At 37.3% G+C, this 24,535-nt stretch carries 23 protein-coding genes; 3 read left to right on the top strand and 20 right to left on the bottom strand.

The window, feature by feature from the left end; genetic code table 11:
- Window positions 1-37: 37 nt before the first annotated feature.
- The 6 genes from mprA to GWJ01_RS14795 all read right to left on the bottom strand — a co-directional run bounded on the left by mprA (window position 38) and on the right by GWJ01_RS14795 (window position 6,688).
- Entirely contained in the window at window positions 38-565 is a 528-nt protein-coding gene (mprA, locus tag GWJ01_RS14820; RefSeq protein WP_023581117.1) for a transcriptional repressor MprA, read from the bottom strand.
- A gap of 492 nt (window positions 566-1,057) precedes the next feature.
- Complete coding sequence (locus tag GWJ01_RS14815) at window positions 1,058-2,266, bottom strand: MFS transporter (RefSeq protein WP_109402200.1); 1,209 nt, start codon at window positions 2,264-2,266, stop codon at window positions 1,058-1,060.
- Between the two features lie 166 nt (window positions 2,267-2,432).
- Complete coding sequence (locus tag GWJ01_RS14810) at window positions 2,433-2,840, bottom strand: hypothetical protein (RefSeq protein ID WP_161711246.1); 408 nt, start codon at window positions 2,838-2,840, stop codon at window positions 2,433-2,435.
- A gap of 10 nt (window positions 2,841-2,850) precedes the next feature.
- On the bottom strand, window positions 2,851-4,182 hold the full coding sequence (locus GWJ01_RS14805; RefSeq protein WP_109402202.1) for a phosphatase PAP2/dual specificity phosphatase family protein: 1,332 nt from the start codon (window positions 4,180-4,182) through the stop codon (window positions 2,851-2,853).
- A 104-nt stretch (window positions 4,183-4,286) separates the two neighbouring features.
- Window positions 4,287-6,056 (bottom strand): bifunctional alpha/beta hydrolase/class I SAM-dependent methyltransferase, encoded by a 1,770-nt coding sequence (locus tag GWJ01_RS14800; protein WP_109393398.1) that lies wholly within the window; start codon window positions 6,054-6,056, stop codon window positions 4,287-4,289.
- On the bottom strand, window positions 6,053-6,688 hold the full coding sequence (locus tag GWJ01_RS14795) for a CDP-alcohol phosphatidyltransferase family protein (RefSeq protein ID WP_109393399.1): 636 nt from the start codon (window positions 6,686-6,688) through the stop codon (window positions 6,053-6,055). Before GWJ01_RS14795 ends, GWJ01_RS14800 begins: the two co-directional genes overlap by 4 nt.
- A gap of 551 nt (window positions 6,689-7,239) precedes the next feature.
- Here GWJ01_RS14795 and GWJ01_RS14790 point away from each other — a divergent pair.
- Window positions 7,240-9,573 carry a TonB-dependent hemoglobin/transferrin/lactoferrin family receptor gene (locus GWJ01_RS14790; RefSeq protein WP_237585719.1) on the top strand — a complete coding sequence of 778 codons (2,334 nt, stop codon included), beginning with the start codon at window positions 7,240-7,242 and terminating at the stop codon, window positions 9,571-9,573.
- An 83-nt stretch (window positions 9,574-9,656) separates the two neighbouring features.
- Here GWJ01_RS14790 and GWJ01_RS14785 read toward each other — a convergent pair whose 3' ends face one another.
- The 8 genes from GWJ01_RS14785 to nrdH all read right to left on the bottom strand — a co-directional run bounded on the left by GWJ01_RS14785 (window position 9,657) and on the right by nrdH (window position 18,204).
- Window positions 9,657-10,007 (bottom strand): ribonuclease G, encoded by a 351-nt coding sequence (locus tag GWJ01_RS14785; protein WP_088493467.1) that lies wholly within the window; start codon window positions 10,005-10,007, stop codon window positions 9,657-9,659.
- Window positions 10,008-10,293: 286 nt separating this feature from the next.
- Window positions 10,294-11,289 (bottom strand): glycine betaine/L-proline ABC transporter substrate-binding protein ProX, encoded by a 996-nt coding sequence (proX, locus tag GWJ01_RS14780; protein ID WP_075671542.1) that lies wholly within the window; start codon window positions 11,287-11,289, stop codon window positions 10,294-10,296.
- A 120-nt stretch (window positions 11,290-11,409) separates the two neighbouring features.
- Window positions 11,410-12,609: a glycine betaine/L-proline ABC transporter permease ProW gene (proW, locus tag GWJ01_RS14775; RefSeq protein WP_109402203.1), complete on the bottom strand. Its 1,200-nt coding sequence runs from the start codon at window positions 12,607-12,609 to the stop codon at window positions 11,410-11,412.
- On the bottom strand, window positions 12,602-13,801 hold the full coding sequence (gene proV / locus GWJ01_RS14770) for a glycine betaine/L-proline ABC transporter ATP-binding protein ProV (RefSeq protein ID WP_109402204.1): 1,200 nt from the start codon (window positions 13,799-13,801) through the stop codon (window positions 12,602-12,604). Before proV ends, proW begins: the two co-directional genes overlap by 8 nt.
- Before the next feature lie 622 nt (window positions 13,802-14,423).
- The gene (nrdF, locus tag GWJ01_RS14765; RefSeq protein WP_109393402.1) at window positions 14,424-15,392 is read right to left on the bottom strand and encodes a class 1b ribonucleoside-diphosphate reductase subunit beta; all 969 of its coding nucleotides are present in this window, start codon (window positions 15,390-15,392) and stop codon (window positions 14,424-14,426) included.
- Between the two features lie 24 nt (window positions 15,393-15,416).
- On the bottom strand, window positions 15,417-17,543 hold the full coding sequence (gene nrdE, locus GWJ01_RS14760; RefSeq protein ID WP_109402205.1) for a class 1b ribonucleoside-diphosphate reductase subunit alpha: 2,127 nt from the start codon (window positions 17,541-17,543) through the stop codon (window positions 15,417-15,419).
- A 5-nt stretch (window positions 17,544-17,548) separates the two neighbouring features.
- Entirely contained in the window at window positions 17,549-17,968 is a 420-nt protein-coding gene (nrdI, locus tag GWJ01_RS14755; RefSeq protein WP_109393404.1) for a class Ib ribonucleoside-diphosphate reductase assembly flavoprotein NrdI, read from the bottom strand.
- Between the two features lie 11 nt (window positions 17,969-17,979).
- Window positions 17,980-18,204, bottom strand: a complete 225-nt coding sequence (gene nrdH, locus GWJ01_RS14750; protein ID WP_023581131.1) for a glutaredoxin-like protein NrdH — start codon at window positions 18,202-18,204, stop codon at window positions 17,980-17,982.
- 283 nt (window positions 18,205-18,487) lie between these two features.
- Between nrdH and GWJ01_RS14745 the strand changes: the two genes are divergently transcribed.
- Both GWJ01_RS14745 and cspE read left to right on the top strand, forming a co-directional pair.
- A complete protein-coding gene (locus GWJ01_RS14745; protein WP_109393405.1) occupies window positions 18,488-18,961 on the top strand; it encodes a methylated-DNA--[protein]-cysteine S-methyltransferase in 474 nt (157 codons plus the stop codon).
- A 197-nt stretch (window positions 18,962-19,158) separates the two neighbouring features.
- Window positions 19,159-19,368, top strand: coding sequence for a transcription antiterminator/RNA stability regulator CspE (cspE, locus tag GWJ01_RS14740; protein ID WP_023581133.1), 210 nt, complete (start codon window positions 19,159-19,161; stop codon window positions 19,366-19,368).
- A 99-nt stretch (window positions 19,369-19,467) separates the two neighbouring features.
- Here the strand turns inward: cspE and crcB are convergent, their stop codons facing one another.
- The 6 genes from crcB to rlpA all read right to left on the bottom strand — a co-directional run bounded on the left by crcB (window position 19,468) and on the right by rlpA (window position 24,532).
- Window positions 19,468-19,842 (bottom strand): fluoride efflux transporter CrcB, encoded by a 375-nt coding sequence (gene crcB, locus GWJ01_RS14735; RefSeq protein ID WP_109393406.1) that lies wholly within the window; start codon window positions 19,840-19,842, stop codon window positions 19,468-19,470.
- A 13-nt stretch (window positions 19,843-19,855) separates the two neighbouring features.
- Window positions 19,856-20,821 carry a lipoyl synthase gene (lipA, locus tag GWJ01_RS14730; RefSeq protein ID WP_075671558.1) on the bottom strand — a complete coding sequence of 322 codons (966 nt, stop codon included), beginning with the start codon at window positions 20,819-20,821 and terminating at the stop codon, window positions 19,856-19,858.
- 101 nt (window positions 20,822-20,922) lie between these two features.
- Window positions 20,923-21,567, bottom strand: a complete 645-nt coding sequence (gene lipB, locus GWJ01_RS14725; protein ID WP_109393407.1) for a lipoyl(octanoyl) transferase LipB — start codon at window positions 21,565-21,567, stop codon at window positions 20,923-20,925.
- Between the two features lie 160 nt (window positions 21,568-21,727).
- Entirely contained in the window at window positions 21,728-21,991 is a 264-nt protein-coding gene (ybeD, locus tag GWJ01_RS14720; protein ID WP_036912266.1) for a DUF493 family protein YbeD, read from the bottom strand.
- A gap of 199 nt (window positions 21,992-22,190) precedes the next feature.
- Window positions 22,191-23,402 (bottom strand): D-alanyl-D-alanine carboxypeptidase DacA, encoded by a 1,212-nt coding sequence (gene dacA, locus GWJ01_RS14715; RefSeq protein ID WP_109393408.1) that lies wholly within the window; start codon window positions 23,400-23,402, stop codon window positions 22,191-22,193.
- Window positions 23,403-23,524: 122 nt separating this feature from the next.
- Window positions 23,525-24,532 carry an endolytic peptidoglycan transglycosylase RlpA gene (gene rlpA / locus GWJ01_RS14710; RefSeq protein ID WP_109402207.1) on the bottom strand — a complete coding sequence of 336 codons (1,008 nt, stop codon included), beginning with the start codon at window positions 24,530-24,532 and terminating at the stop codon, window positions 23,525-23,527.
- Between the last annotated feature and the right edge of the window lie 3 nt (window positions 24,533-24,535).

Here is a 24,535-nt window from a genome sequence, read left to right as displayed (position 1 = left end):
AATAGGATTAGATCAATAAAACTATTTATTATGCTACTTATTCACAACCTTTTTCAGCCAAAGTATCTAATTGTAATAATAACTTACGCATTAGCGTTTCAAGCTGTCTTTGTTCAGATTGATCTAATACAGACCAGATTTGTTTTAAGCACTGATGTTGCGGTGGTAATAAGCTATTTAAAAACTCTTCACCTGCATCAGTTAAATGGAGATGTAAACAACGGCGGTCATTATGGCTTTCACGACGTTCAATCCAGCCTTGCTTTTCAAGCTCATCAGCAATGCGTGTTGCATTCGTTCTTGAAGAGCCTAAAGCTGCACTTAATTCTGATGGTTGAATACTACGATTTTCTGTCGTATCTAAAATCATTAGTGCCATAAATAATGTCTCGTTAATACCCTGAGACTTTAACATATTATTACGACTTTCAAGAAGTTTGCTTTGAACATGCATAGAAAGGCGAGTTAACAAAATTTCTTGATAAGGAATATCTTTGTTAAGCGATTTCTGTTGTGTAGCGCGAGTGTTTAGTAATTCTTCTGTTGGCGTAAATGAGCTTTCCATTTTTAGACACCTTGTTAGTTTCGAAAATTAGGATAATGCTGTTATCAACATGTTAAATGGTATATTAAACACACAATTTAGCAATTTTTATTATTTATAGTCACTATGTTTTTTTGATTATGTTACCTGATTCATAAATTTTCTGAATGATAACACAAAAAAAAGAATAGGTACTTATCTCTTTACAATAAGTTAATAAAATCAATTTATCACTTATCTGACAATGAATAGTAGTCTATTTGCGAAAAAAGGGATCATTTTTTACGATAAAACACGTAATAAATTTATTATCACCATCAATGCTTACTATGTGGACAATACCGAATTGAAATTATTTATATAGTGCTTTATTGGTAAGATTGATATAATTTTCTTAATAAAGAATGGGATGATGATATACATCAATAGTAATCACGCTGTTAAAACATTCACATTTTATTCTGATTAGAGTGGGATTGAAGAAATAATATAACCCATCCTTGGGTCTGAATATTATTCGGCGTGGATTATTGGATCATTTTTATAACCTAAAAACCAAACAATAAGACCGATAACGCCGATGACTAATCCAGCGATGGAAACACCGGTCCATCCATATTGATGATAAGCATAGCCTGATAGTAAAGATCCTAATGCACCACCAATAAAATAGCTTGTCATATAAGCGGCAGTTAGGCGGTTTCTAGCATCAGGTAAAATACGGTATATAGTGCTCTGATTGGTGACATGAACACCCTGAACAGCTAAGTCTAGCAGGACAACGCCAATAATAAAGCTGATGAGCCCAATCCAGTGATAATAAGGTGCAATAATGATAAAGCCCCAAGAGAGAAAGAGGATGACTAATCCTACGGTGGTGGTTTTTTTACCTTTTCCTTTATCCACTAATACGCCAGCTTTTCCTGCCATTAATGCACCTGCGGCACCCACAAGACCAAATAAACCAATCACGGCATCTGAGTAATTAAAAGGATCAGAAGCCAATAAAAAGGCCATTGAAGTCCACAATAAACCAAAATGAGCAAAAATAAGTGCGCCAACTAATGAACGAGTTCTTAATACAGGGGTTGTTGCAAATAATTTGAAAATGGAACCTAGCAACTGGAAATAATTTAAGTTTGTTTCACTTTTATAAGTGGGCAAGCAACGCCATAAAGTGATAGCTAAAATCGCTAGAAAAATACTTGCTACCCAGAAAATACCCTGCCAATTAGTAAATGACGCCATTAACCCAGATGCAGTTCTCGCCAGTAAGATCCCAAGTAAAAGACCACTCATAATCGTGCCGACCGCTTTTCCTCGTTGATGAGGTGCAGCAAGGGTTGCAGCAAAAGGAACAAGAATTTGAGCCACGACTGAGAACATACCTGAGAGCGCAGTTCCTATTAACATCACCCAAATATTAGATGCCATAGCGGTAATTAATAGGCCACTTGCTGAAATTAATGTCATAGTAATAATAAGTGAGCGACGTTCAAAAATATCGCCAAGAGGCACTAATAACATTAACCCCACGGCATAACTTAATTGCGCGGTGGTAACTATAAAACCAGCCAAAGTTGCAGATATGTGGAAATAGTTTGCGATTGAATCCAGTAGGGGTTGTGCATAGTAGTTACTGGCAACAACCATACCTGTGGCAACCGCCATAAGTAAAATAAGACCTTTGCTTAGCGATGTTTGTGGCGCGGTGTTTTCCATAATACTCATAACAAATCATTTGTAAGGTAAATGATAGTAACATGAGTCATTTTTTTGAGAAAAGAATTACTGTGATAGAAATGTTCAATTAATTTGATACAAAACCTTAGATTTTATTCTTATAACATATTGTTTTATATAGTGAATAAACATTAACTTTAGCTTATTAATAACTAAAAAGCGTAAAAAAGAGCATAGCCAAACACCATATCCATTGAACTGAAACACCAATCAAGGCAAAATAAAATAGACGTTTAGTTCCTAGCCAGCGAGCTTCCATTGTCTGTTTTTTGGGACGTTTAGGAAATAACGTAGAGAGGCTTTCATCAAAGCTAACATCATCTTGATAGCGATAAAGTACCTGAAAAAAATGGCTATCAAGCCATAAACGAAAAAGGTGATATTGCGTAAATAAAAATAAAAGAGAAGCAACAAAGAAGGCCATTTTATTATGAAAATGAAGGCTAAATACAGGCCATGTGCTTATATAAGGTAATAGTGATAAAAGTAGTAAATAGCGCCAACTTTGTGTTAAAGACACAATCACTTTACCGCTGGTTTTTGTTGTCAGCATAGTTATCTCGTTATTTATTTTGTTGGAAACGCGAATACCAAATTTGTAATGCCTCTTGTGTTTCTGGATTTAAAATCACTTGAGGGCGTGTTTGATACACCTGTTTTATCGCTTCTTCCAAAGTATCTACTGTGCCACTGTAAACTAACCATGCAACTACAATAGTTGCACTGCGCGAATAGCCTAATTTGCAATGAATATAAACTGTCCCTGCTTGGCTAAGCTGTTCCACAGATAACATGGCTTTGCTGATATCATCAGGAGATAATGGTAATAAATCGATTTGAGGTTGCGCTAAATAAAGCTGATTTTGGCTAAACTTGTTTCTTGGCCACTCACAGGTTAAATCAAATACGGCGTTCGCTTTTAATTTATAAAGAGGGCGTCCACCTAATAAAATACCTTCAGTCACTAAACTGGGTGTTTGGCAACGAGTTAAATAATAGCGATAAGTACACCAAGCAAAAAAGCGATAAGGTAATAGGATTATCTGTGCAGAAAGGGGAATTTTACCTTGTGCATTTTTTTGAAAAATAGAAGCGCCTGCCCCTAAATAACCTAAAGCCACAAAAGTTAATGTGATTGCAGGCCAGAGAAAAATCCAAAAGAAACCTTGTAAGCCAAAAGATAACAGATAAAACACCATTGCTGATAACGCATAGTTTTTACTAATACGTAAACTGCGTTTACTGCCTGTAAAATGCCATTTCCAACGAGAGTTTATTGGTAATAAATAACAGATAAACACGCCGACACCAAAGCCCGTAATAATATCGATAAAGTGATGTTGCCACGTTGTCAGTACAGAAACAGCAATAAGCAATGACCATAAATTTAAAAACCATTGCCATGATTTTGGAGTATGTGCGCGAAAACGCAACCAAAGTATCCACAATAAGATTATGTGCAAAGAAGGGGCTTGATTATAAGGTAAATCGAAACCTTCTAATTGGGTAAATAACCAACCAGAAAACCCTTCTGTTGTTGGGCGAATAAAACTAAATTTTAAAGGGAATAATAAAAAACCAGCACAAGCAATAAGAGAGGCAACAATTAAACGTAGGCCATGTATAAATTGTTCTCTTAACGTTGTACAAATAATTAGTGAAATACCATAGGCAATATTCACACTCCAATAAGGAATGATTGTCCAAGGTAAAAAAGGGATCGCTTTTTCCCATGAATAAACAAAAGAAGGAACATCAGATAAAGTGGAAGTATAAGTATTAACTTGCATATAAGTTAAATAGAAAAAAGGGGCAAGAAACAACAGCCATACAATACCAGCAAGCCAGATACTTTTTCTCGATGATGTTATTTGAGTGTGTTGGGTTCCACCCATACTAAAATTCCTTTCTTTGTTTATGCTTCTATTTTTACAAAGGCTTAAAACTATCGCTATATGTTGCCATATAGCGATAGTTTGGTTATTGATGATGTATTCTGTTAGCGACGTTTTGCTATCGATACACTGAAAATACCCCAATGATCAATTTGTTGATCTAACTTTTCAAAACCTGCTTCATTGACTAAAGCATCCATTTCACCTTGACTACGGCAACGCATGATCCAAGGTTGTCCATTTTGGTGACTAGGTAATACACGAGCAATCATTTCAAGCTGAGGGTGCCAAGGTTGGCAGGTATAAATCAATAAGCCACCACTAGGGATTGCTTGAGATAATCCTTTTAAAGACTCTTTTAGCAGATGATTTTCAGGGAATAATTCATAGAGTCCACTAACAATACCTAAAGTTGGTGACGGAGAAACCGCACTCAAGCTTTCTGCATCAAAGGCGTTACCTTCTTCAAAACGCACTTTGTCTTCTAAGTGGCGTTCTTTAATCGCAATATTGCCTTGTTCAACGTTAATGGTGCTGTAATCACGCATTAAAATCGAATCGACTTTACCATAATCATTAACAGCATCAAAAAGATAGCGACCTTGTCCTGCAGCGATATCCATAATATGCACAGGCATATTATTTTGTATTAATTGGCGAATTGCATAGCGGATAGTATTTTCAATATTGATTTTGCGTTGGCGAATGCCTTGCCAACCAATACTATTTAAATATTGTCTATCAACAACCCGACCAAATAAGCCTTTCCCTTGAGGCTGATTACGATAGACATAGTCCAGTGTCGATCCAGAATCAAAACCTTTATCGTAACCTAGAGCAACACCTTCAGATGCTTTACCTAAAGTACTCATAGAACGGCTAAGTACTTTGTAATAAAGTCTTTTTGGACAATATTTAGGAAGTGGCGTCTGTAATGCGCGATAAACATCTGCACTATGACTCCAAGTATCTTCATGTTGGTAATCATGTTGATAAAGTGGTTGTGCAAATAAGGTTTCAATAAAACTGCGCATTTTATTGATAGGAATAACTCTGTCTTTCTCACCTAAAGTATCGTGGTAAAAGCCAGGTAAGACATGCTTTTCTTTGATAGATGTGTTTAAACGTTCATAGAAAAGATGTTGAGGCTTAGCGTGGACCACATGATCATTGCCTGAAATAAACAACTGTGTTGGTAAAGTAATTGCACTTGCATCTTCAACAACACGATCAGCCGTTTTATAAAGCTCTAATAAAATATTGACGGCAATAGGACGAGTGATCAGCGAGTCTTGGTTAAAAGAGTCGATGCGACTTTGATCATGGGTTAAGTATTTGGCTTTCACGTATGAATTAACATAAAAGAGCCCACGAGCTTTTTGCATCAAGGCAAGGCCTGTGCGTGCAAAAGGGACATATAATTTCACTTTAAATGCAGGGGAAGCTAACACCATACCGCGGATCTTAGGGGCATAATCGTGTACCCAACCAGTAACTAAAACGGCGCCTACACTTTGACCAACAACCAGAATATTCTCCATTGGAATATTATAGTTGGATGAAACGTAATGAACGAATTCGTCTATATCTTTTATTGAAGTTCCCATTGATGGGCTATAACCGCGAGCACCTTGATTTTTACCATGTCCACGAGCATCCCAAGCAAACATTGAAAAATCAGGAAGATCTAACTCATCCACTAGATGAGAAACACGACCTGAGTGTTCATGGCCTCGGTGAAATAAAATAATTGCTTTTGGTTCAGTGGTAATTTGAGCAGGCCAATGGCGATAATACAAAGGTGTTTTATCGCTGGTGGTAAATTCAGACTCAAACATATTCCTTTGAGTTTGATATTGCGGTTGTTGATTCATAACGATGTATCCTTATCTTTATCTGTCATCGTTGATTCTTTTAGTGCGCGATGAATTCGGTGATAACAAGTCAACAAAAGTAATAAATTAATAATAATAAAAAGATAATGCGTGTTTTCTGATAATGTCAGGGAGGGGAATAATCCGATAAAAAAAGCGATAGCACCGAAAATAAAGGCTCTATCACTTTTTCCCATCGGACCATCATAGCGACGAGACGCATGAATAGTTTGGGCAAGCACGCCTAAAAACTCAGTCATTATCATTAAAAAGAGTGCCAGCATGATCCACCAATAGGCTTGTGGAAAAATAAAAGCAAAAGGTAGATAGAGTGCAATGTCTGAAATAACATCGCTGGCTTCATTTAATATCGCCCCAAGCGCACTTTTTTGATTATGTTCTCGTGCAAGCATGCCATCTATGGCATTAAGCGCCATACGAAAAAAGAGGACAAAAGGGAGCAATAAAAATAAATGGGGATAAGGATAAAGCAACAGTAATCCACCAACAGCAATGGATAACAGTAAGGCAAAAAGTGTGACCTGATTTGCTGTGATCCCTTTTGTGAATAACTGTTCTACATAAGGGCGTAATAGAGCTTGAAATTTGGGTTTTAGGTCATAAATTGTCATGACGCATCCTTGTGTTCAAAAGTGCGTATATTACCTCATAATTATAATTTTATTATTAGCTGATTTTTATCTCATTGAATATCTTTATTTCAATACTTTAATTTATTTACGATTTAAACATAAAACTAAGGCTTAAAATTTACTTGAGTTAATAATTATTTAGCTCTCAAAATAAAGAGAAAATAAGATCCGCAAAATTGTAATTATCAGACTGTTCCGTGTCTGTTTTATTCTCTTTATTTTAAAAATGATTAATTTTTCTTTAGTAATATGTACGTAATTATAATTAGGGAATTAAGTGAGGAAAATGAAAAAAAAGAGATATTAAACACCTTATAATAACTAAAGAAATCAGTTCAATTTATTATAAATATTATTTTAGATGAAATTTAAATCTAACAAGAGTGTATTGATAGTGTAGTTATCTGTATTGAGTGATAAGTGCAAAAAAACTAGATAATGATAATTATTATCATTATCATAATTAGCGCTGTTAGTTACATCTATAATCTTCTATCAAACTCATAACCATACAAAAAGATACTACTATTATGATCCATTTCTTAGCAAAAAATGATGCTTATCGTCAGGGAATTGGGATATTTTCATTTTCGTCATCAGCGATAGCATTATTATTGACTTCACTCACTTCGTTAAATAGCTATGCAACTGAAAGTGTAAAACCAGAAATAACGACATCCACAAAGTCGGAAAATCCAGCACAACCAAAATTGCGTGAAAAGATTATTATTGAACCTATCTATGTATCAGGTGAACTCAACTCGAGTGTTGATGCGGGAAGTACCGTTCTGACATTAAAAGATATCGATAGAATTCAGCCTAATAATATTGCAGAGCTGGTGGATAAATTACCCGGAATCTCATCATCGGGTTCACCAAGACCGGGCGGCCAAACACTAAATATCTGGGGGATGGGTAATCCTGAAGATATTAAAATTAGCCTTGATGGTACGCCTAAAACTTTTGAGAAATATCGCCAAGGTTCAATTTTTATTGATCCTGAATTAATCCGTCGCATAGATGTTGATAAAGGGCCTCATAATATTACTCAAGGAAATGGCGGTTTTGGTGGTTCGGTGAGGATTGAAACCAAAGATCCCGATGACTTATTACTACCCGATCAGAATATTGGGATGTTTTTAAAATATGGCCACCATACTAACGATAGACAAAATCGTTATAGTGGTGCGGTATACGGTAAATTACTGGATGGGCAAGCAGACGGATTATTCTATTTTAACCGTCGTGAAAGTAACGATCTGCGACGCCCTGATGGGACTAAATTTGGCTATTCACAGTCAGATCAGGATTCTTTTTTAATTAAGACCAATATCTATTTAACCGAAGCACAAACATTAACGTTCTCAGCATCACGATCAGAAAGTGATGGTTGGACGCCTTGGGCTGCTAAACGTGATGAATTAGCTAAGCCTAGCCAAGCTGAAGTGGATAAATATGGTTTTGATGCGGCGATGAAACGCAAATTAGTTTATCGTGATCAAAAAGATGACACCTTTAGTATGAAATGGAATATTCAGCCGGTTGATTCCGATTTAATTAATTTAACGCTCACCTACGGTTACTCAAAAACCAAACAAAACGATAGTCGCCCAGAGACTGCGAGCTCTTATTTTAGTGGCAGTATGGGGAATCAAAGTTGGGTAGATTATCGAAATCATCAAATTGAAATTAAAAATGAAAGCACAGTTATGCAAGGTGCTTTAGAGCATAAGGTATTAGTAGGAACACGTTGGCATCGTAATAATCGTGACGTTTTAATGTTTACTCGTGATAAAGCTAAAAATCCAAATTATAACTATGGATATTATGCGCCTCCTTATATGCCAGAAGGTACGCAAACGACAACTAGTTTCTATCTTCAAGATTCGATGAGTTATAGAAATCTGACGATAACACCGAGCATTCGCTACGATATCGTTAAAAATCAAGGCAAGGGAAGCCGAGCGATTACCTACCAAGATCCAGATCCCTATTATGGTCATGATTACTCTGATGTGACTTATAGCGGGGCAACACCACATTTAGGTTTATTATGGAAGATGAATCAGAATTTCAGATTTTTTGGTGATTTAACCTATACATGGCGAGCACCATTGATTGATGAGCAGTATGAAGTTCAAGGAAGTGTTTCTAGATTAACAGGAACGAGTCGTCATCTAGACAAAGAAACAGTAAGAGCTACACGAATTGGTGCAATTGCGGATTTTGAAAGTGTTATTCAGCAAGAAGATCAACTGCAATTAAGAACGACACTATTTGATACTCGTGGTAAAGACGAAATCTTCCGCCGTCGCGGTGTCTATTGTGAAAGTCAAAAGGTGGATGGACATAATGGAAATTGTCCACCTTCGATTGGCAATTACCGTAATTTACCGGGCTACCATATCCAAGGGTTGGAAATCGAAGCCTTTTATAATAGCCCTAATGTATTTGGCCGTTTAGCATATTCAACAATGAAAGGAAAACGTGACCAATCACCGCGTGATCCGTGGTTTGGTCAAAAAACATGGATTGCTGAGATACAACCTGACGCTTTACATGCCACTCTTGGCGTAAAAGTACCAAGTATTAACGTTAATATGGGATGGACGGGTGATTTTATTGGTGCTCAGCGTCGTTCACCAATGGATGCCGATCCTAATGCTGGCTATTGGTCACTACCAAAAAGTAAAGGTTATGCAATCCATGGTCTATTTGCGAATTGGGAACCTTCTTTTATAGATAATACGGAAGTTCGTTTTACGGTCGCGAATTTATTTAACCGAGATTATTACCCTTATTTAGGTGAATCAGTTTCAGGGATAGGGCGTGATTATCGATTTACTGTGGTAAAACGTTTCTAATATTACTGAAAATAAAAACAGATAAACCCCATAGATATTATGGGGTTTATTGACATTAAGAATTCAATATTCGATATATTGAATTAATAACCATGTGATGCAGAAGTTGCAATCATTGCCATCATGGTTGTGAAGAAGAAAATAAAGAAAAGAACAGCCATAACAATACTAATAATAAAGTAAACAAAGCCCGCTCTGTTCCATGTTTCTTGCACTTTCATAAAAGTTTCAACAGAATCGTAATCACCACTTTTCCAAGCCCATTCATTCCCTTTAATACCACAGACAAAAATCCAAACAAGATTAAGTAAAGGAACAAGCGCTAATAATGGAAGATAGGATTTATTACCAAAACCCCAAATAATATTAAACATGAAAGCACCCCAGTTCCAACGTTTAATTTCTTCAGGTACTGGTTTGTTAGTGTAAGACACAGTTTATTCCTTATCTAAAATAATAAATATAAAAATGAGAATGCCAAAATGGCTGCTGGAGAAAAGAATAATCATAATTGAAGAAATGAGAGAATGAAAGAAAGGGAGAACATAGCTTTTAATAAAAAGAATAATCTTAATAATAAAGTAGTATTAAGATGATTTTTAATTTTTTATATAAACTCATTTTATCTAATTACATGTAAATTTAGTTTTTTATAAATAAAAACAGGCCACAATAATGTGACCTGTTTTGTGACAATCTTAAATGAAGATTGTTTATTGATTATTTTGCAGCTGCTTGAGCTTGTTCAATCCAACCATCAAAGGTTTTTTGATGTGCTTTGATCCATGCATTAGCATGACGTTCAATATCTGCCTGTGATTTTTGACCATTATGCATACGTAAGTTTTGCGCATTAATATCGGCAACAGACACTTTCATAACTTCAAAGAGTTTTGCCGCGGCGGGATTTTCTTCAGCCCATTTTTTATTTGCTGCAATATGCATGGTACTTGGCGGAAAGCCATAGTTTTTACCATTTGCTAATGTGGTATCGGTTTTATCATCACCCGGTAATGAAGAGAATGGCACTTGTAACCAAACAACATCTTTACCCGGTTTTAATACATCACTTATCCAGTAAGGCGTCCATGTGTAATAAAAAATGGGTTTGCCTTCTTTATAGCGAGTAATGGTATCTGCCATCATTGCTGCGTAGTTACCTTGGTTATGTGTGACAGATTTTTCTAATCCATAGGCTTTTAAATGATTATTGATCGCTTCTTCACAACCCCATCCCGGATTACAACCGGTTAAATCGGCTTTACCATCACCATTGGCATCAAACAATTTAGCAATTTTAGGATCTTTAAGTTGCTCAATATTCGTAATGTTATATTTCTCTGCCGTTTTCTTATCAATCAAGTAACCTTGAGCGGCATTAACGACATAATCCCCTTTACGATAAAAGGTATTATCACCTCCTGCCGCTGCATATTGTGAATTATGAAGAGGAACCCAACTGACAGCCATAAAGGTGGCATCACCATTGGCGATAGAAGAATAAGCAACGTTATAATCGACTTCTTTAATTGGCTGAACGGTGTAACCTAATTGTTCGAGTGCTTTATTAACGATTAAAGTTTGAAAGGTTTCTTCAGAAATCGTACTTTGCACGGGTTGAACCGAAATCCCTTTTCCAGGTAAATCAGCAGCGGATAACTGAGTGCTTATCAGTGTGGCGGACAATACTGTTGCCCAGATAACTGGATTACGCATAGTTTTTCCTTCTGTTGTTATGGTAGAGATAAATAGCGACAGCGAACTGTTGCCTCTATTTCTTATATTGATTGAACGTGGTGTTCTTTAGTGATTTTTAATTAATAGCAAAAATATTTATTACGATGCTTTTTTGCCAAAGAGTCGACAAATTAAGCCGATAGGCCCTGTCATATACCAGCATCTATTGCCTTTATGACGGCTGTTTTGACCTAAAGATTGTGTTAATCGGTCAAGGATTATGGCGAGGATAACAATACCGGCCCCCCCTACGGCAGCCAGTCCCATATCAAGACGACCTATACCGCGTAATACCATTTGACCTAATCCACCAACGGCAATCATTGATGCAATAACAACCATTGAAAGTGCCAACATTAGTGTTTGGTTTACACCTGCCATAATTGTTGGCATGGCGAGTGGTAATTGTACTTTAAACAGCATTTGACGAGGATTTGCACCAAATGATTGTGCTGCTTCGATTAAATCTTCAGGAACTTGTTTGATCCCTAAAATGGTCAATCTGACAATTGGAGGTAAGGCAAAAATAATAGTGACCACAACACCGGGGACGTTACCAATACCAAATAACATGACGATAGGAACTAAGTAGACAAATGCAGGCGTTGTCTGCATCGCATCGAGTAAAGGCCGAACAATTTTGGATGCTCTATCACTATTAGCCAGCCATATTCCTAATGGAAGCCCGATAATAAGACAAAACAGTAACGAGGTGAGTACCAATGCCAGGGTAACCATAGCTTCAGACCAAGCACCAATTGCACCAATTAATATTAATGAGATAAAAGAAGCGATACCCATAGCTTTGCCTGAAAGCTGCCATGCAATCAGAGAAAACAGAATAATGGCGATAGGTGCTGGCATTGAGGTTAAGAAATTTTCAAAACCACTTAAGACCAAATCGACCGGTACACGGATACCTTGGAAAACAGGGCGAAAATGCAACACAATCCAGTCAATCGCATCAGTAACCCATGAATCTAAGGGGATCAGCGTATTATGAAACGGATCCATTAGATTGAATGAATCAGGTGCTACATCCGTTGGTGTTGCATCTAACCAATCACTGCCAGCGGATGAGGTATCAATATTTTCAGTACCACTGCCAGCACCCCATGGATCGGCATCTGTTGATGAACTGTCAGTACTACTCCAAGGATCACTTTCTGTTGTAGTGGTATCAGTTGCTGCCCAAGGATCATCATTTACGTTATTGGTTGTCTCTGGCGTAGTATCGCTTGTCGCGGTTTCTTGGATATTTGTATCCAAAGCCGTATCTTGGTCTGTTGTATTACTCATTTGGCGTCTCCTTATCCAGTGCTTGTAGTAACATTCCTTTAGAAATTAAGCCGATATAACGGTTTTTTTCATCAATAACAGGAATTGCACAGGGAGATTGTGCAACAGTTGAAATCAGCTCGTTTAGCGGTGTATCACCATTAATGGCACAAGGCTCAGGTAAAATAGCTGACTCAATAGGTTGTTTATTTTTCAGCGCCTCTTCAAGAGATGTGACGGAAACAATGCCAACAAATTTTCTTCCTCGCTCAATGAGATAGCCAAAGTTTCTATCTTCATCTTCGAGTACTTTTAAGGCAGATCGAGGACCAAAACCGGGCGCAATATGCAGTAAGGTTTCAGGGCGACGTTTGGCTATATCTTTTGCACTAAATACGTGGCTAATATCAACACCACGGAAAAACGTACGCACATAATCATTTGCTGGATTATTGAGTATTTCATCTGGTGTACCCGTTTGAACGACAACACCACCTTGCATAATGGCAATTCGGTCGCCAATACGCATAGCTTCATCCAGATCATGGGAGATAAACACAATGGTGCGCTGTTTATCACCTTGTAAGCTTAATAACTCATCTTGCATTTCTGTACGAATTAATGGATCGAGTGCTGAAAAGGCTTCATCCATTAATAAAATATCTGGATCATTAGCAAGTGCACGCGCAAGGCCGATACGTTGACGCATCCCACCAGAAAGCTCATCAGGCCAAGAGTTTGCGTAACTGCCCAAGTTGACTTGCTCTAAAGCATCCATCGCTTTTTTATAACGCTCATCTTTGCTTAATCCCGCGAGATCCATTCCAAATGCAGTGTTATCAAGCACGTTCATATGGGGCATTAATGCAAATGACTGAAACACCATGCTGATTTTTTTACGGCGTACTTGTCGTAACTCCTTATCCGACATGGCGGCAATATTTTCACCATCAATAAGCACTTCTCCCTTTGTTGGAGAGATCAGACGATTGAGAAGGCGGACTAGAGTGGATTTACCTGAACCAGATAATCCCATGATGACAAATATTTCGCCTTCTTCAATTGCCAGATTTGCATTTTGAACGCCCACCGTAAGCCCTGTTTTATCAAAAATTTGATCTTTATTCATACCAGATTCTAATAATTCAAACGCGCGTTTAGGGTGTTCGCCAAATACTTTGTAGAGATTTTTTACTTCGAGTTTAATTGCCATGCAATATATAGTTTCCTATTTAAATATTGAAAGGAATAAATTAAATATTAATTAATAAGTGTTATTATTTTCCTAAATAAGATTTTTAGTAAGGGAATTACCCTACCACAATGATTGAGCCTGACAACCCTATGTTAATTATAATTAATTAAATAATTTGGCTGTATTTACGTTATTTTTAATATGATTAATAATTAAATAAAGTGAAATAAATAAAATTTATTAAAAGATATATTTATCTCTAACCGACTGAAATAACTTTATTTTTAGAGATATTACAAATTTGATTAGGATCTCAATAAAAACGAAAACTTAATATCAAAATAGAAGGGAAATAGAGATGAAAATTAAATGAAAAAAAATCACAATGCATTAGATAAATTAATATTTAATGCCTTATGATAAGGGTTACATACTAGAAATACGCTGGGATAATTCGAAAAAAATTGATTTTTTGACAATATTGAACGGCAAAAATCAATCAATTAGGTTGCTTAGTGAACAAATAAAAATACACCAAAAAATAGTCTATATTTTTCAGTGTATTATGTTTTATATGTGATACATAATTAAATTGAATGTATTGTGTTGTTTCTTTTACCTTCAATTAGGTTAATAAACCTTAAAAATCCCAATCATCATCTTCAGTGTTAATAGTTTTACCAATAACATAAGATGAACCTGAACCAGAGAAAAAATCGTGATTTTCATTTGCATCTGGTGATAATGAAGAAAGAATAGCAGGGCTTACATCGGTTATTTCATCAGGAAATAAAGCTTCATACCCTAAATTCATTAATGCTTTATTCGCATTATAATGAAGAAATTTTTTGACATCTTCTGTCCAGCCTACAGTGTCGTAAAGATCTTCGGTGTATTTCACTTCATTGTCATATAAATCTAATAATAATGAGAAAGAAAAATCTTTAATATCTTGTTTCTCTAATTCAGATTTATTTAATAACTGATTTTGAAATTTATAGCCAATATAATAACCATGAACGGCCTCATCTCTAATAATAAGACGAATTAAATCGGCTGTATTAGTTAATTTTCCTCGGCTTGACCAATACATTGGTAAATAGAATCCTGAATAAAACAAAAAGGATTCTAAAAAGACACTGGCGATTTTTTTCTTTAAAGGATCTTCATCTTGATAATAATGTAAAATAATTTCTGCTTTCTTTTGTAAGTAAGGATTTTCCTCACTCCAACGGTATGCTTCATCGACATCGGTTGTTAAGCAGAGTGTGGAAAATATCGAACTGTAAGAGCGAGCATGAACCGCTTCCATAAAACAGATATTAGATAACACGGCTTCTTCATGAGGCGTGAGTGCATCAGGCATCAAAGTCGGTGCACCTACGGTATTTTGGATCGTATCAAGCAAAGTTAGCCCTGTAAAAACACGGATTGTGAGTTGTTTTTCAGCTTGAGTCAGGGTGCTCCATGAAGGAATGTCATTAGAGAGTGGAATTTTTTCAGGTAACCAAAAATTCATGGTTAAACGATTCCAAACTTCTAAATCTTTTTCATCTTCAATGCGATTCCAATTAATCGCATTAACATGGCTTAATAAAGGTGATGACATGCTATGTTCTCCTTATTGTTATTATTAAAGTGCGCACGAAACACAGCCTTTGATTTCAGTACCTGCTAATGCAGATTGTCGGATACGAATGTAATACAAGGTTTTAATACCTTTACGCCATGCATATATTTGCGCTTTGTTAATATCTCGGGTTGTTGCTTCATCAGAAAAGAATAATGTGAGCGATAAACCTTGGTCGATATGTTGAGAAGCCTCAGCATAAGTATCAATAATTTTTTCAGCCCCAATTTCATATGCATCTTGATAATACTGACGGTTTTCATTAGTCATAAAGGGGGCAGGATAATAAACTCGCCCAATTTTACCTTCTTTTCTAATTTCTATTGGTGCAGCAATAGGATGAATGCTCGATGTAGAGTGGTTAATATAGGAAATAGAGCCCGTTGGTGGTATCGCTTGTAAGTTTTGGTTATAGATCCCATGCGCCATAATAGATTGCTTGAGAGTCTGCCAATCTTCTTGTGTTGGAATATCAACATTAGATTGACTAAATAGCTGGTGGATTTTTTGCGTTTTAGGCAACCATTGTTGTGATACATATTTATTAAAGTATTCACCCGTTGCATATTTTGAATTTTCAAAACCTTTAAAGCGCTGTTTTTTCTCAATCGCTAATTGATTTGAAGCTAACAACGCATAGTAAGTGACGGTATAAAAATAGATATTAGTGAAATCTAACGCTTCTTCAGAGCCGTAATAAATCCCTTCACGCGCTAAGTAGCCATGTAAATTCATTTGTCCTAAACCAATGGCATGGGAAGCGAGATTACCTTTTTCAATAGAAGGAACGGACTCAATTTTTGTCATTTCAGAAACATTGCTTAATGCTCTAATTGCCGTGCTGACGGTATGTGCAAAGTTAGGTGAGTCCATTGCCATAGCAATATTCATAGAGCCTAAGTTACAACTGATATCATGACCGATATGGCGATAGCTTAAGTCTGGGTGATACTCACTGGGGCTGTTGACTTGTAAAATTTCAGAGCAAAGATTGCTCATATTAATTCTACCCGCGATAGGATTGGCACGATTTACAGCATCTTCAAACATGATATAAGGATAGCCAGACTCAAATTGAATTTCGGCAAGTGTTTGGAAAAACTCCCTCGCTTTAATTTTCTTCTTACGAATTTGCGCGTTATTCACCATTTCACTGTATTTTTCGCTAACACTGATTTCCGACATAGGTACGCCATAAACACGTTCTACATCATAAGGTGAGAAGAGATACATATCTTCATTGCGTTTGGCTAATTCAAACGTGATATCAGGGATAACAACGCCTAAAGAGAGGGTTTTTATTCGGACTTTCTCATCTGCATTCTCTCTTTTGGTATCAAGAAAATGATAAATATCAGGATGGTGAGCATGAAGATAAACAGCACCTGCACCTTGTCTTGCACCTAATTGGTTTGCATAAGAAAAAGCATCTTCAAGCATTTTCATAACAGGAACCACACCAGAAGATTGATTTTCTATACGTTTAATCGGTGCGCCTGCTTCACGTAAATTGGTGAGCAAAAATGCAACGCCACCGCCTCGTTTAGAAAGCTGTAACGCGGAATTTACCGAGCGACCGATAGACTCCATATTATCTTCTATACGCAATAGAAAGCAGGAAACCAATTCACCACGTTGTTGTTTTCCACAATTTAAAAAAGTCGGCGTAGCGGGTTGAAAACGACCACTAATAATTTCATCTACAAGATGAATAGCAAGATCAGTATTGCCTTGTGCTAGCGTGAGAGCCACCATACAAACTCGATCTTCATAGCGCTCTAGATAGCGCTCTCCATCAAATGTTTTTAAGGTGTAACTGGTGTAGTACTTAAAAGCGCCAAGGAATGATTGAAAGCGAAATTTTTTACTATAAGCATGTTTAAATAGCTGTTTGATAAAGGCAAATTCATACTGTTCTAACACTTGTGCTTCGTAATAGTGTTGTTGTACTAAGAACTCGAGTTTTTCTTTTAGATCATGAAAAAATACAGTGTTTTGATTTACATGTTGACGAAAAAAATGGTGTGTCGCTAGTTTATCTTTATCAAACTGAATATTACCTTGCTCATCATAGAGATTTAGCATGGCATTCAATGCATGGTAATCCAGTAGTTCTGTTGATTGTGTCATGTTAATTATCTCGTAACGCATTGGTCAGTAAGATTTGACCAAAATGTACTTAAACCTGTTTTTACGCGATATACATCTTCTGGCGTACCTAATAATTCAAATCGATACAAAAAAGGGACTTGGCATTTTTGTGCAATAATATCGCCAGCTAACCCGTAAGCTGCACCGAAATTAGCATTTCCAGAAGCGATGACTCCGCGTATTAATTGACGGTTTTCAGGAATATTTAAAAACTGAATAACCGTCTTAGGAACTGCACCTTTAGTACCACCGCCACCATAAGTTGGGCAAAGCAACACAAAGGGTTGCGTTGCAAGCAATGTTTGATCTTCAATAATTCTGGTCGCATTTAAATTGAGTTTTTGTACAAATCGATGGCAGTTTTCAGAGCGACTTGAAAAATAGAGCAAAGGTGCAGTTTGCATGAGGAGCTCCTTTAGAGCGTGATCTGTCTGATTTTATCAGGACAAAAACCCGACCAATGTTGTTCACCATGAACTACAACAGGTACTTGGCGATATCCCATAGAAACGATATGGGCGAGAGCTTGTGTATCTTTGGTAAGATCGACTGCAACAAACGGAATGTTTTTCTGTTTTAAAGCGCGTTCTGTGGCACTGCATTGAACGCAATTCGGTTTGGTATAGAGGATAACAGACATAAAAATAACCCTTATAAAAATATGGATGCGTCTGTTTTCACATCCATAATGAGAAGTACTTAAATACTATATATAGAGTTATTTATTTTCAACCATACAATATATGGTGGTTTTCATTTTTGATAATGATTATCATTAAAATTAAACAGTTAGTGCACTAATTTTATTTTTAGATCGCTCGATTGATCAATTTTTATTAGATATACGAGTAATTAGATGATTGCTTTATCAATCAAGCATGATTTAATCTGGTTGCTAAAGACAAATCAGCAGAGAAAACATTATGTACCAAGACTATCTCGATGCACCTAAAGGCTTTCCAAAACCCTATATCTCTATCACTGCAAACGAAAAAGGGATCACAAGTCTCTATTTTGTGAATGACAAAGAGGTTGCTGTAAATTCAAGCCCTGTTATTAATCAATGTATAAAACAATTAAAAGAGTATTTTGCAGGTAAACGCACGACATTTTCGGTGCCATTAGCGCCAGAAGGAACGGAATTTCAAAGCCGTGTTTGGAATACATTACAAACCATCCCTTATGGTGAAATTTGGAGTTATAAAAAATTGGCGCTTACATTAGGTTCGGTCAATTATTGCCGAGCGGTAGGAATGGCAAACTCACGCAACCCAATTTCTTTAATTATTCCTTGTCATCGAGTTATTGGTCATAACGGTAAGCTAGTCGGCTATACTGGTGGATTAGATATTAAGCGTTGGCTACTTCAATATGAAAAAGTAGAAGTCGATGAATAGTTCAGATTGTAAGTATTAAGTATTGTTTCTTAAGTGAACTATGCGTTAAGGCATGGGATTTGTCTGAATATTAATCATTTGGCAGAAAAAAAATGTGAGTTTCGTGATCTAGACTGTGGACAGGGAATCATCATTTTTGTTTTACTATAGCTAACGCAAAACGCTTGCGTTTATTTTCTATTTTAAAGGTAAACTTGATGTCTAAATTAAAAGGTAACGTTAAGTGGTTTAACGAAACTAAAGGTTTTGGTTTTATCACTCCAGAAGATGGCAGCAAAGATGTATTTGTACACTTTTCCGCTATTACATCAGAAGGCTTTAAAACCCTTGCTGAAGGTCAAAAAGTAGAGTTTGAAGTTACTGACGGCGCGAAAGGGCCATCTGCTGCAAACGTTGTCGCTATCTAATTAACGACTTCTTTGAGACAAGTAAAAACCCGTTATTTAACGGGTTTTTATGTATCTAGAGCAAAGCCCGTTATTTAACGGGTTTTTATATTCCAAGCATTACATCTCTCGTAGTAACCAAAATGCAAATGCGGTCATTAAAAATGAGCCAGCCAAGTTAGCGCCCATCGTACTTAATGCCCATCCTATCTTCCCCTCAGTTAAGAGTGCGACAACTTCGACAGAAAAGGTTGAAAACGTTGTCAGGCCACCACAAAAGCCTGTAGTTAGCATAATTTTCCAAATAGGATCAATATGTGGTGCTTTGCTAAACCAAGCGATACCAAAGGCAATAATAAAAGCACCAATACAGTTAGCAATAAAGGTACCAGTGGCAAAATGAGGAAAAATAGAATTTAGGCGGTAGCTAATCAGCCAGCGTAATACGCTACCTAAACCACCACCTATAAATACAGCAATTGCAATATTAAACATGAGAGATAAATTGTTATTTAACCTCAATCCCCTGAGCTTGAAGATCAGCATGATAAGACGAGCGAACAAACGGCCCACAAGCTGCATGGGTAAAGCCCATCGCAAGTGCTTGCTCTTTCATATATTCAAACTCGTCAGGACTGACGTAGCGTTGAACAGGAAGATGATGACGGCTTGGCTGTAAATATTGCCCTAATGTCAGCATCGTTACCCCATGTTTACGCAGATCACGCATAACGTCAATAATTTCTTCGTTGGTTTCTCCAAGACCGACCATCAAACCTGATTTTGTTGGAATATCAGGGTGAGCTTGCTTAAAACGCTCTAACAATGTCAGCGACCATTGATAGTTAGCACCTGGACGTACTTGGCGATAAACGCGAGGTACATTCTCTAAGTTATGGTTAAAGACATCTGGTGGAGTGTCAGTGAGGATCTCAAGTGCTTTATCCATACGACCACGGAAATCAGGCACTAATGTTTCAATACGGATTGTTGGGTTTTTTGCACGAATTGCAGCGATACAATCAGCAAAATGTTGAGCTCCACCATCACGTAAATCATCACGGTCTACGGACGTAATTACGACGTAGCGTAATCCCATATCTTTAATGGTTTGAGCGAGTTTTTCTGGCTCTTGAGGGTCGGGAGCATTAGGGCGGCCATGAGCGACATCGCAGAATGGGCAACGGCGTGTACAAATTGCACCCAAGATCATAAAGGTTGCCGTTCCGTGGTTAAAACACTCAGCAAGGTTAGGACAAGAGGCTTCTTCACAGACGGAATGAAGGCCATTTTTACGCATTGCTGCTTTGATACCCTGAATTTTACTTGAGTCAGCGGGTAGCTTTATTTTCATCCAATCAGGTTTGCGTAGCAGTTGTTCACGTTCTGTAGCGACTGTTTTAACAGGAATAAGTGCCATTTTATCGGCGTCGCGATATTTAACTCCGCGTTCCATCTGAATAGGTTTACTCATAATTGTGCCAGTTCCAGTTATCTAGAGTGATTAACACGATGTGACTGAGGTAATCAGGGTTTTAAAAAAATATGACAAATGTTAAAAAAATTATAGCATTTTTATTGCTGTGGTTGAAATCCTAGTTGTGTACAAAAATGCTTAACTAATAACGGTGCTACCTGTGTCGTTGTCGTATTCGGTGCAAAATCAATTAATTGCGTCATTTTTAGATCAGAATAACCACAAGGATTTATTCGAGCAAAAGGAGATAAATCCATATCGATATTGAGTGCAAGTCCATGAAAGGAACAACCTTTACGGATACGCAATCCTAAAGAGCAAATTTTATCCCCCTCCACATAAACGCCGGGTGCATCAGCGCGAGCATAAGCTTCTACATTAAACTCTGCTAGCGTGTCTATAACGGTGTTTTCAAGAGCGGTGACTAATTGACGAACACCGACATGATTGCGTTTTAAATCAATTAAAACATACATTACTTGTTGACCGGGGCCATGATAAGTCACTTGACCGCCACGATCAGATTGAATAACAGGGATAGTCCCCGTATTTAATAAGTGTTCAGCTTTACCAGCTTGGCCTTGGGTAAAAACCTGTTCATGTTGAACGAGCCATATTTCATCAGGTGTGTGACTTTCCCGTTTTTCCGTAAACTGATGCATAGAATCAGAAACCGGTAAATAGGGTTTCACACCTAATTGGCGAATAATGATTGTCTTGTCTTGCACCGTGAAAATCTTCATTTGTAGCGTAATTGTGAAGAGCAGTATAACGCTCCGGTAAATGAACTACCAGATTGAGATGTTTTTTTTCCGAGGTAGAGTGAAAAATGAGGAAATGCAGAATAAGAAAAAGCGCCTTAATGAAAGGCGCTTTTAAAAAGTCATTCGCTAAAAGAAGAGATCACAGAACCATACGTACCAGTTCAAGTTCACCTAATTCTTTATATAATGTTTCTACTTGATCAATATGAGTTGCGTTGATGGTAATAGAAACAGAGTGGTAATTACCTTTACTACTTGGTTTCACTGAAGGTGTGTAATCACCAGGTGCATGGCGTTGAATGACTTCAACGACTTGATCTACTAATTCTGGTTTTGCATGGCCCATCACTTTATAAGTGAAAGAACATGGGAACTCTAACAGTTCATTTAATTTTGTTTTCATCATAATGTAATTCCTTAAGACAACAGGCGCTGTTGTTTTAATATTTATTTCTACACCTAATCTTAGCAAATAAAAAGCGCATTCCTTACATAATAAGGAATGCGATACTGGTAATTAGGGTAAATATGGGAATGGTAAATGTGTTTCTGCCAATATCTGTATGAAAGTTATATGTGGTCACATTTACCTTTTTCAAGCCTTAGCCAAACCAGCGTGAGAATAATAATTTGATATAGTCGATAATACGGCTAAAGAAACCACCTTCTTTTACTTCATTCATTACAACTAGCGGACGCTGTTCAATAACTTGACCATCAAGTTGGAAATTAATGGTTCCCACAACTTGGTTTTTAGTCACAGGTGCATGTAATTCTACATTATCAAGAACATAGCTTGCTTTTAAATCTTTTAAACGACCGCGAGGAATAGTTAAATAAACATCTTTATCTACCCCTAATTGTACTTTATCTGTTTCTCCATACCAGATAGGCTCTGCTGCGAACTCTTTACCTACTTGCAATGGTTTTACGGTTTCAAAGAAACGAAAACCCCAAGTAAGTAATTTTTTACTTTCAGCATCACGACCTTTAGATGAATGACCACCCATGACCGCAGAAATTAAACGCATATCACCTTCAGTTGCAGACGCGACAAGGTTATAACCTGCTGATGCAGTATGACCTGTTTTAATACCATCAACATTTAAACTGGTATCCCACAACAAACCATTTCGGTTAGTTTGGCGGATATTGTTGTAGGTGTACTCTTTTTCTTTATAGATAGCGTATTCGTCAGGTACATCGCGAATTAATGCAGCACCAATTAGTGCCATATCGCGAGCCGAGCTATATTGTCCTGGAGCATCAAGACCATGAACGGTTTGGAATTGTGTATTTTGTAAACCGAGGCGTTTAACGTAATCGTTCATCATGGTGACAAATGTATCTTGGCTACCTGCGACATAAGAGGCCATTGCCACACAAGCATCATTACCTGATTGCAAATTAATGCCACGAGTTAATTGTGCGACAGTAACTTGGTCGCCAGGTTTTAAGAACATTAAAGAGGAGCCACGAAAAACAGGGTTGCCCGTTGCCCATGCTTCTTCACCAATTGGCACGATATCGTTATTAGTAATTTTGCCTGCGCGAATAGACTGTCCAATAACATAGCTGGTCATCATTTTGGTTAAACTTGCAGGATCGCGGCGAACATCAGCATTCATTTCAGCCAGCACTTTCCCAGAATTATAATCAATAAGAATATAAGATTCGGCCTCGATATTAGGAACTGCGGGTATCATTGTTTTTAGTGAATCATCAGCCAAGCTTTGATGCGTTACTGTCAATAAAGCAAAAGTGGCACTTAATAGGCTCGTTCTTAGTAATTTAGCTGGGAGTGTCTGTTTCATTCTGTTTGTTTAATCCGAAAATTCAGGGAAAAATAGGGACTGATAAATAAAATATCAGCAAATCCAGACGATTCTACGCTTGAATTTGCTGATATAAAAAGGATTTTACGTAAAATTATCCTTTATTGGGTAATAATAAACCCAGTGATATCTTTAGCTTGTTTTAGCTTGTTTTTTATCGTTTCAGCTTGATCTTTAGATGAGTAAGGGCCGAGTTGCACTTTATATAATCCATCTATTTTGTTGATCACACCTTGGGTGTTAAATAATGACGATAAATCATTGAGCCAAAACTGTGCATTATTTTCGTTACTGAGAGCACCAACTTGGACATAAAAGCCTTGTGCTATGGAATTTGAGGATAATACAGGTTTTTGTGCTTCCGCCTTTGCAGGAGCTGGTGTTGGAACTGGTGCCGGAATTGGAGTAGGCGCTTTTACTTGCACTGGAGCCGATGGCTCAACAGGCGTAGTGTTATTGATATTGCTTGGCGTTGACGTTGTTAATGGTGCCGGTGTTACTGTTGCTGGCTGAGCATTAAAGTTAGGACGCTCAGGCAATGCGGTTGTTTTCTTCTCTATCTGCGCACCATGTGTACCAATACCGCTCATATGGCCATTTTGGTCAACAACAATTCCTTCAATAAGCAATGGGGTTGTCGGCATTAAACGTAAGCTATCAGAAACCGCTGGAGTGACTTGGATCTGTTTTCCATTAACGTAAGGGCCACGGTCGTTAATACGTACAACCATTGTGCGCCCATTAAGCAAGTTTGTGATTTTCGCATAGCTTGGGATCGGTAATGTAGGATGAGCGACTGCAAACTCATAGGGATTAACGCGTTCACCAATGGTAGTTAAACGACTCATCGCTAAACTATCATAGACAACTGCTTCTCCTCGCTCACTAAAGTTTGCAGGATCAGCCACAATACGGTAAACCACCCCATTTTTTCGGTAATCTTGATTCGCCGTAGGGTGATAAGGCTCGTAACGTGGCTCTGCACCGAGAACACGTTGAGCTGGCACATTGGGTAATGGCGCTGGCTGTTTATTGGTATTCGTTTTATCAATAACACACCCTGACAGTAGCAATGCACTGATACCAATCAAAACCCATTGCAGACGCATAAA

The sequence above is a fragment of the Proteus sp. G2618 genome, assembly GCF_009915995.1.
Lineage (GTDB): Bacteria > Pseudomonadota > Gammaproteobacteria > Enterobacterales > Enterobacteriaceae > Proteus > Proteus terrae.
The sequence above is the reverse complement of the archived record's forward strand: the minus strand, read 5'-3'. Positions and strand labels throughout refer to the sequence as shown.

Bases quoted from the DNA above. Each gene is read 5' to 3' on its own strand.
- proV (WP_109402204.1), bottom strand. From the start codon at position 13,801: ATGGCAATTAAACTCGAAGTAAAAAATCTCTACAAAGTATTTGGCGAA.
- GWJ01_RS14795 (WP_109393399.1), bottom strand. From the start codon at position 6,688: ATGACAATTTATGACCTAAAACCCAAATTTCAAGCTCTATTACGCCCT.
- GWJ01_RS14805 (WP_109402202.1), bottom strand. From the start codon at position 4,182: ATGGGTGGAACCCAACACACTCAAATAACATCATCGAGAAAAAGTATC.
- nrdF (WP_109393402.1), bottom strand. From the start codon at position 15,392: ATGTCATCACCTTTATTAAGCCATGTTAATGCGATTAATTGGAATCGC.
- nrdI (WP_109393404.1), bottom strand. From the start codon at position 17,968: ATGCAAACTGCACCTTTGCTCTATTTTTCAAGTCGCTCTGAAAACTGC.
- lipA (WP_075671558.1), bottom strand. From the start codon at position 20,821: ATGAGTAAACCTATTCAGATGGAACGCGGAGTTAAATATCGCGACGCC.
- GWJ01_RS14810 (WP_161711246.1), bottom strand. From the start codon at position 2,840: ATGCTGACAACAAAAACCAGCGGTAAAGTGATTGTGTCTTTAACACAA.
- cspE (WP_023581133.1), top strand. From the start codon at position 19,159: ATGTCTAAATTAAAAGGTAACGTTAAGTGGTTTAACGAAACTAAAGGT.
- dacA (WP_109393408.1), bottom strand. From the start codon at position 23,402: ATGAAACAGACACTCCCAGCTAAATTACTAAGAACGAGCCTATTAAGT.
- nrdH (WP_023581131.1), bottom strand. From the start codon at position 18,204: ATGTCTGTTATCCTCTATACCAAACCGAATTGCGTTCAATGCAGTGCC.
- GWJ01_RS14745 (WP_109393405.1), top strand. From the start codon at position 18,488: ATGTACCAAGACTATCTCGATGCACCTAAAGGCTTTCCAAAACCCTAT.
- proX (WP_075671542.1), bottom strand. From the start codon at position 11,289: ATGCGTAATCCAGTTATCTGGGCAACAGTATTGTCCGCCACACTGATA.
- mprA (WP_023581117.1), bottom strand. From the start codon at position 565: ATGGAAAGCTCATTTACGCCAACAGAAGAATTACTAAACACTCGCGCT.
- lipB (WP_109393407.1), bottom strand. From the start codon at position 21,567: ATGAAGATTTTCACGGTGCAAGACAAGACAATCATTATTCGCCAATTA.
- nrdE (WP_109402205.1), bottom strand. From the start codon at position 17,543: ATGACACAATCAACAGAACTACTGGATTACCATGCATTGAATGCCATG.
- GWJ01_RS14800 (WP_109393398.1), bottom strand. From the start codon at position 6,056: ATGAATCAACAACCGCAATATCAAACTCAAAGGAATATGTTTGAGTCT.
- crcB (WP_109393406.1), bottom strand. From the start codon at position 19,842: ATGTTTAATATTGCAATTGCTGTATTTATAGGTGGTGGTTTAGGTAGC.
- GWJ01_RS14815 (WP_109402200.1), bottom strand. From the start codon at position 2,266: ATGGAAAACACCGCGCCACAAACATCGCTAAGCAAAGGTCTTATTTTA.
- proW (WP_109402203.1), bottom strand. From the start codon at position 12,609: ATGAGTAATACAACAGACCAAGATACGGCTTTGGATACAAATATCCAA.
- GWJ01_RS14790 (WP_237585719.1), top strand. From the start codon at position 7,240: ATGATCCATTTCTTAGCAAAAAATGATGCTTATCGTCAGGGAATTGGG.
- rlpA (WP_109402207.1), bottom strand. From the start codon at position 24,532: ATGCGTCTGCAATGGGTTTTGATTGGTATCAGTGCATTGCTACTGTCA.
- ybeD (WP_036912266.1), bottom strand. From the start codon at position 21,991: ATGAAAACAAAATTAAATGAACTGTTAGAGTTCCCATGTTCTTTCACT.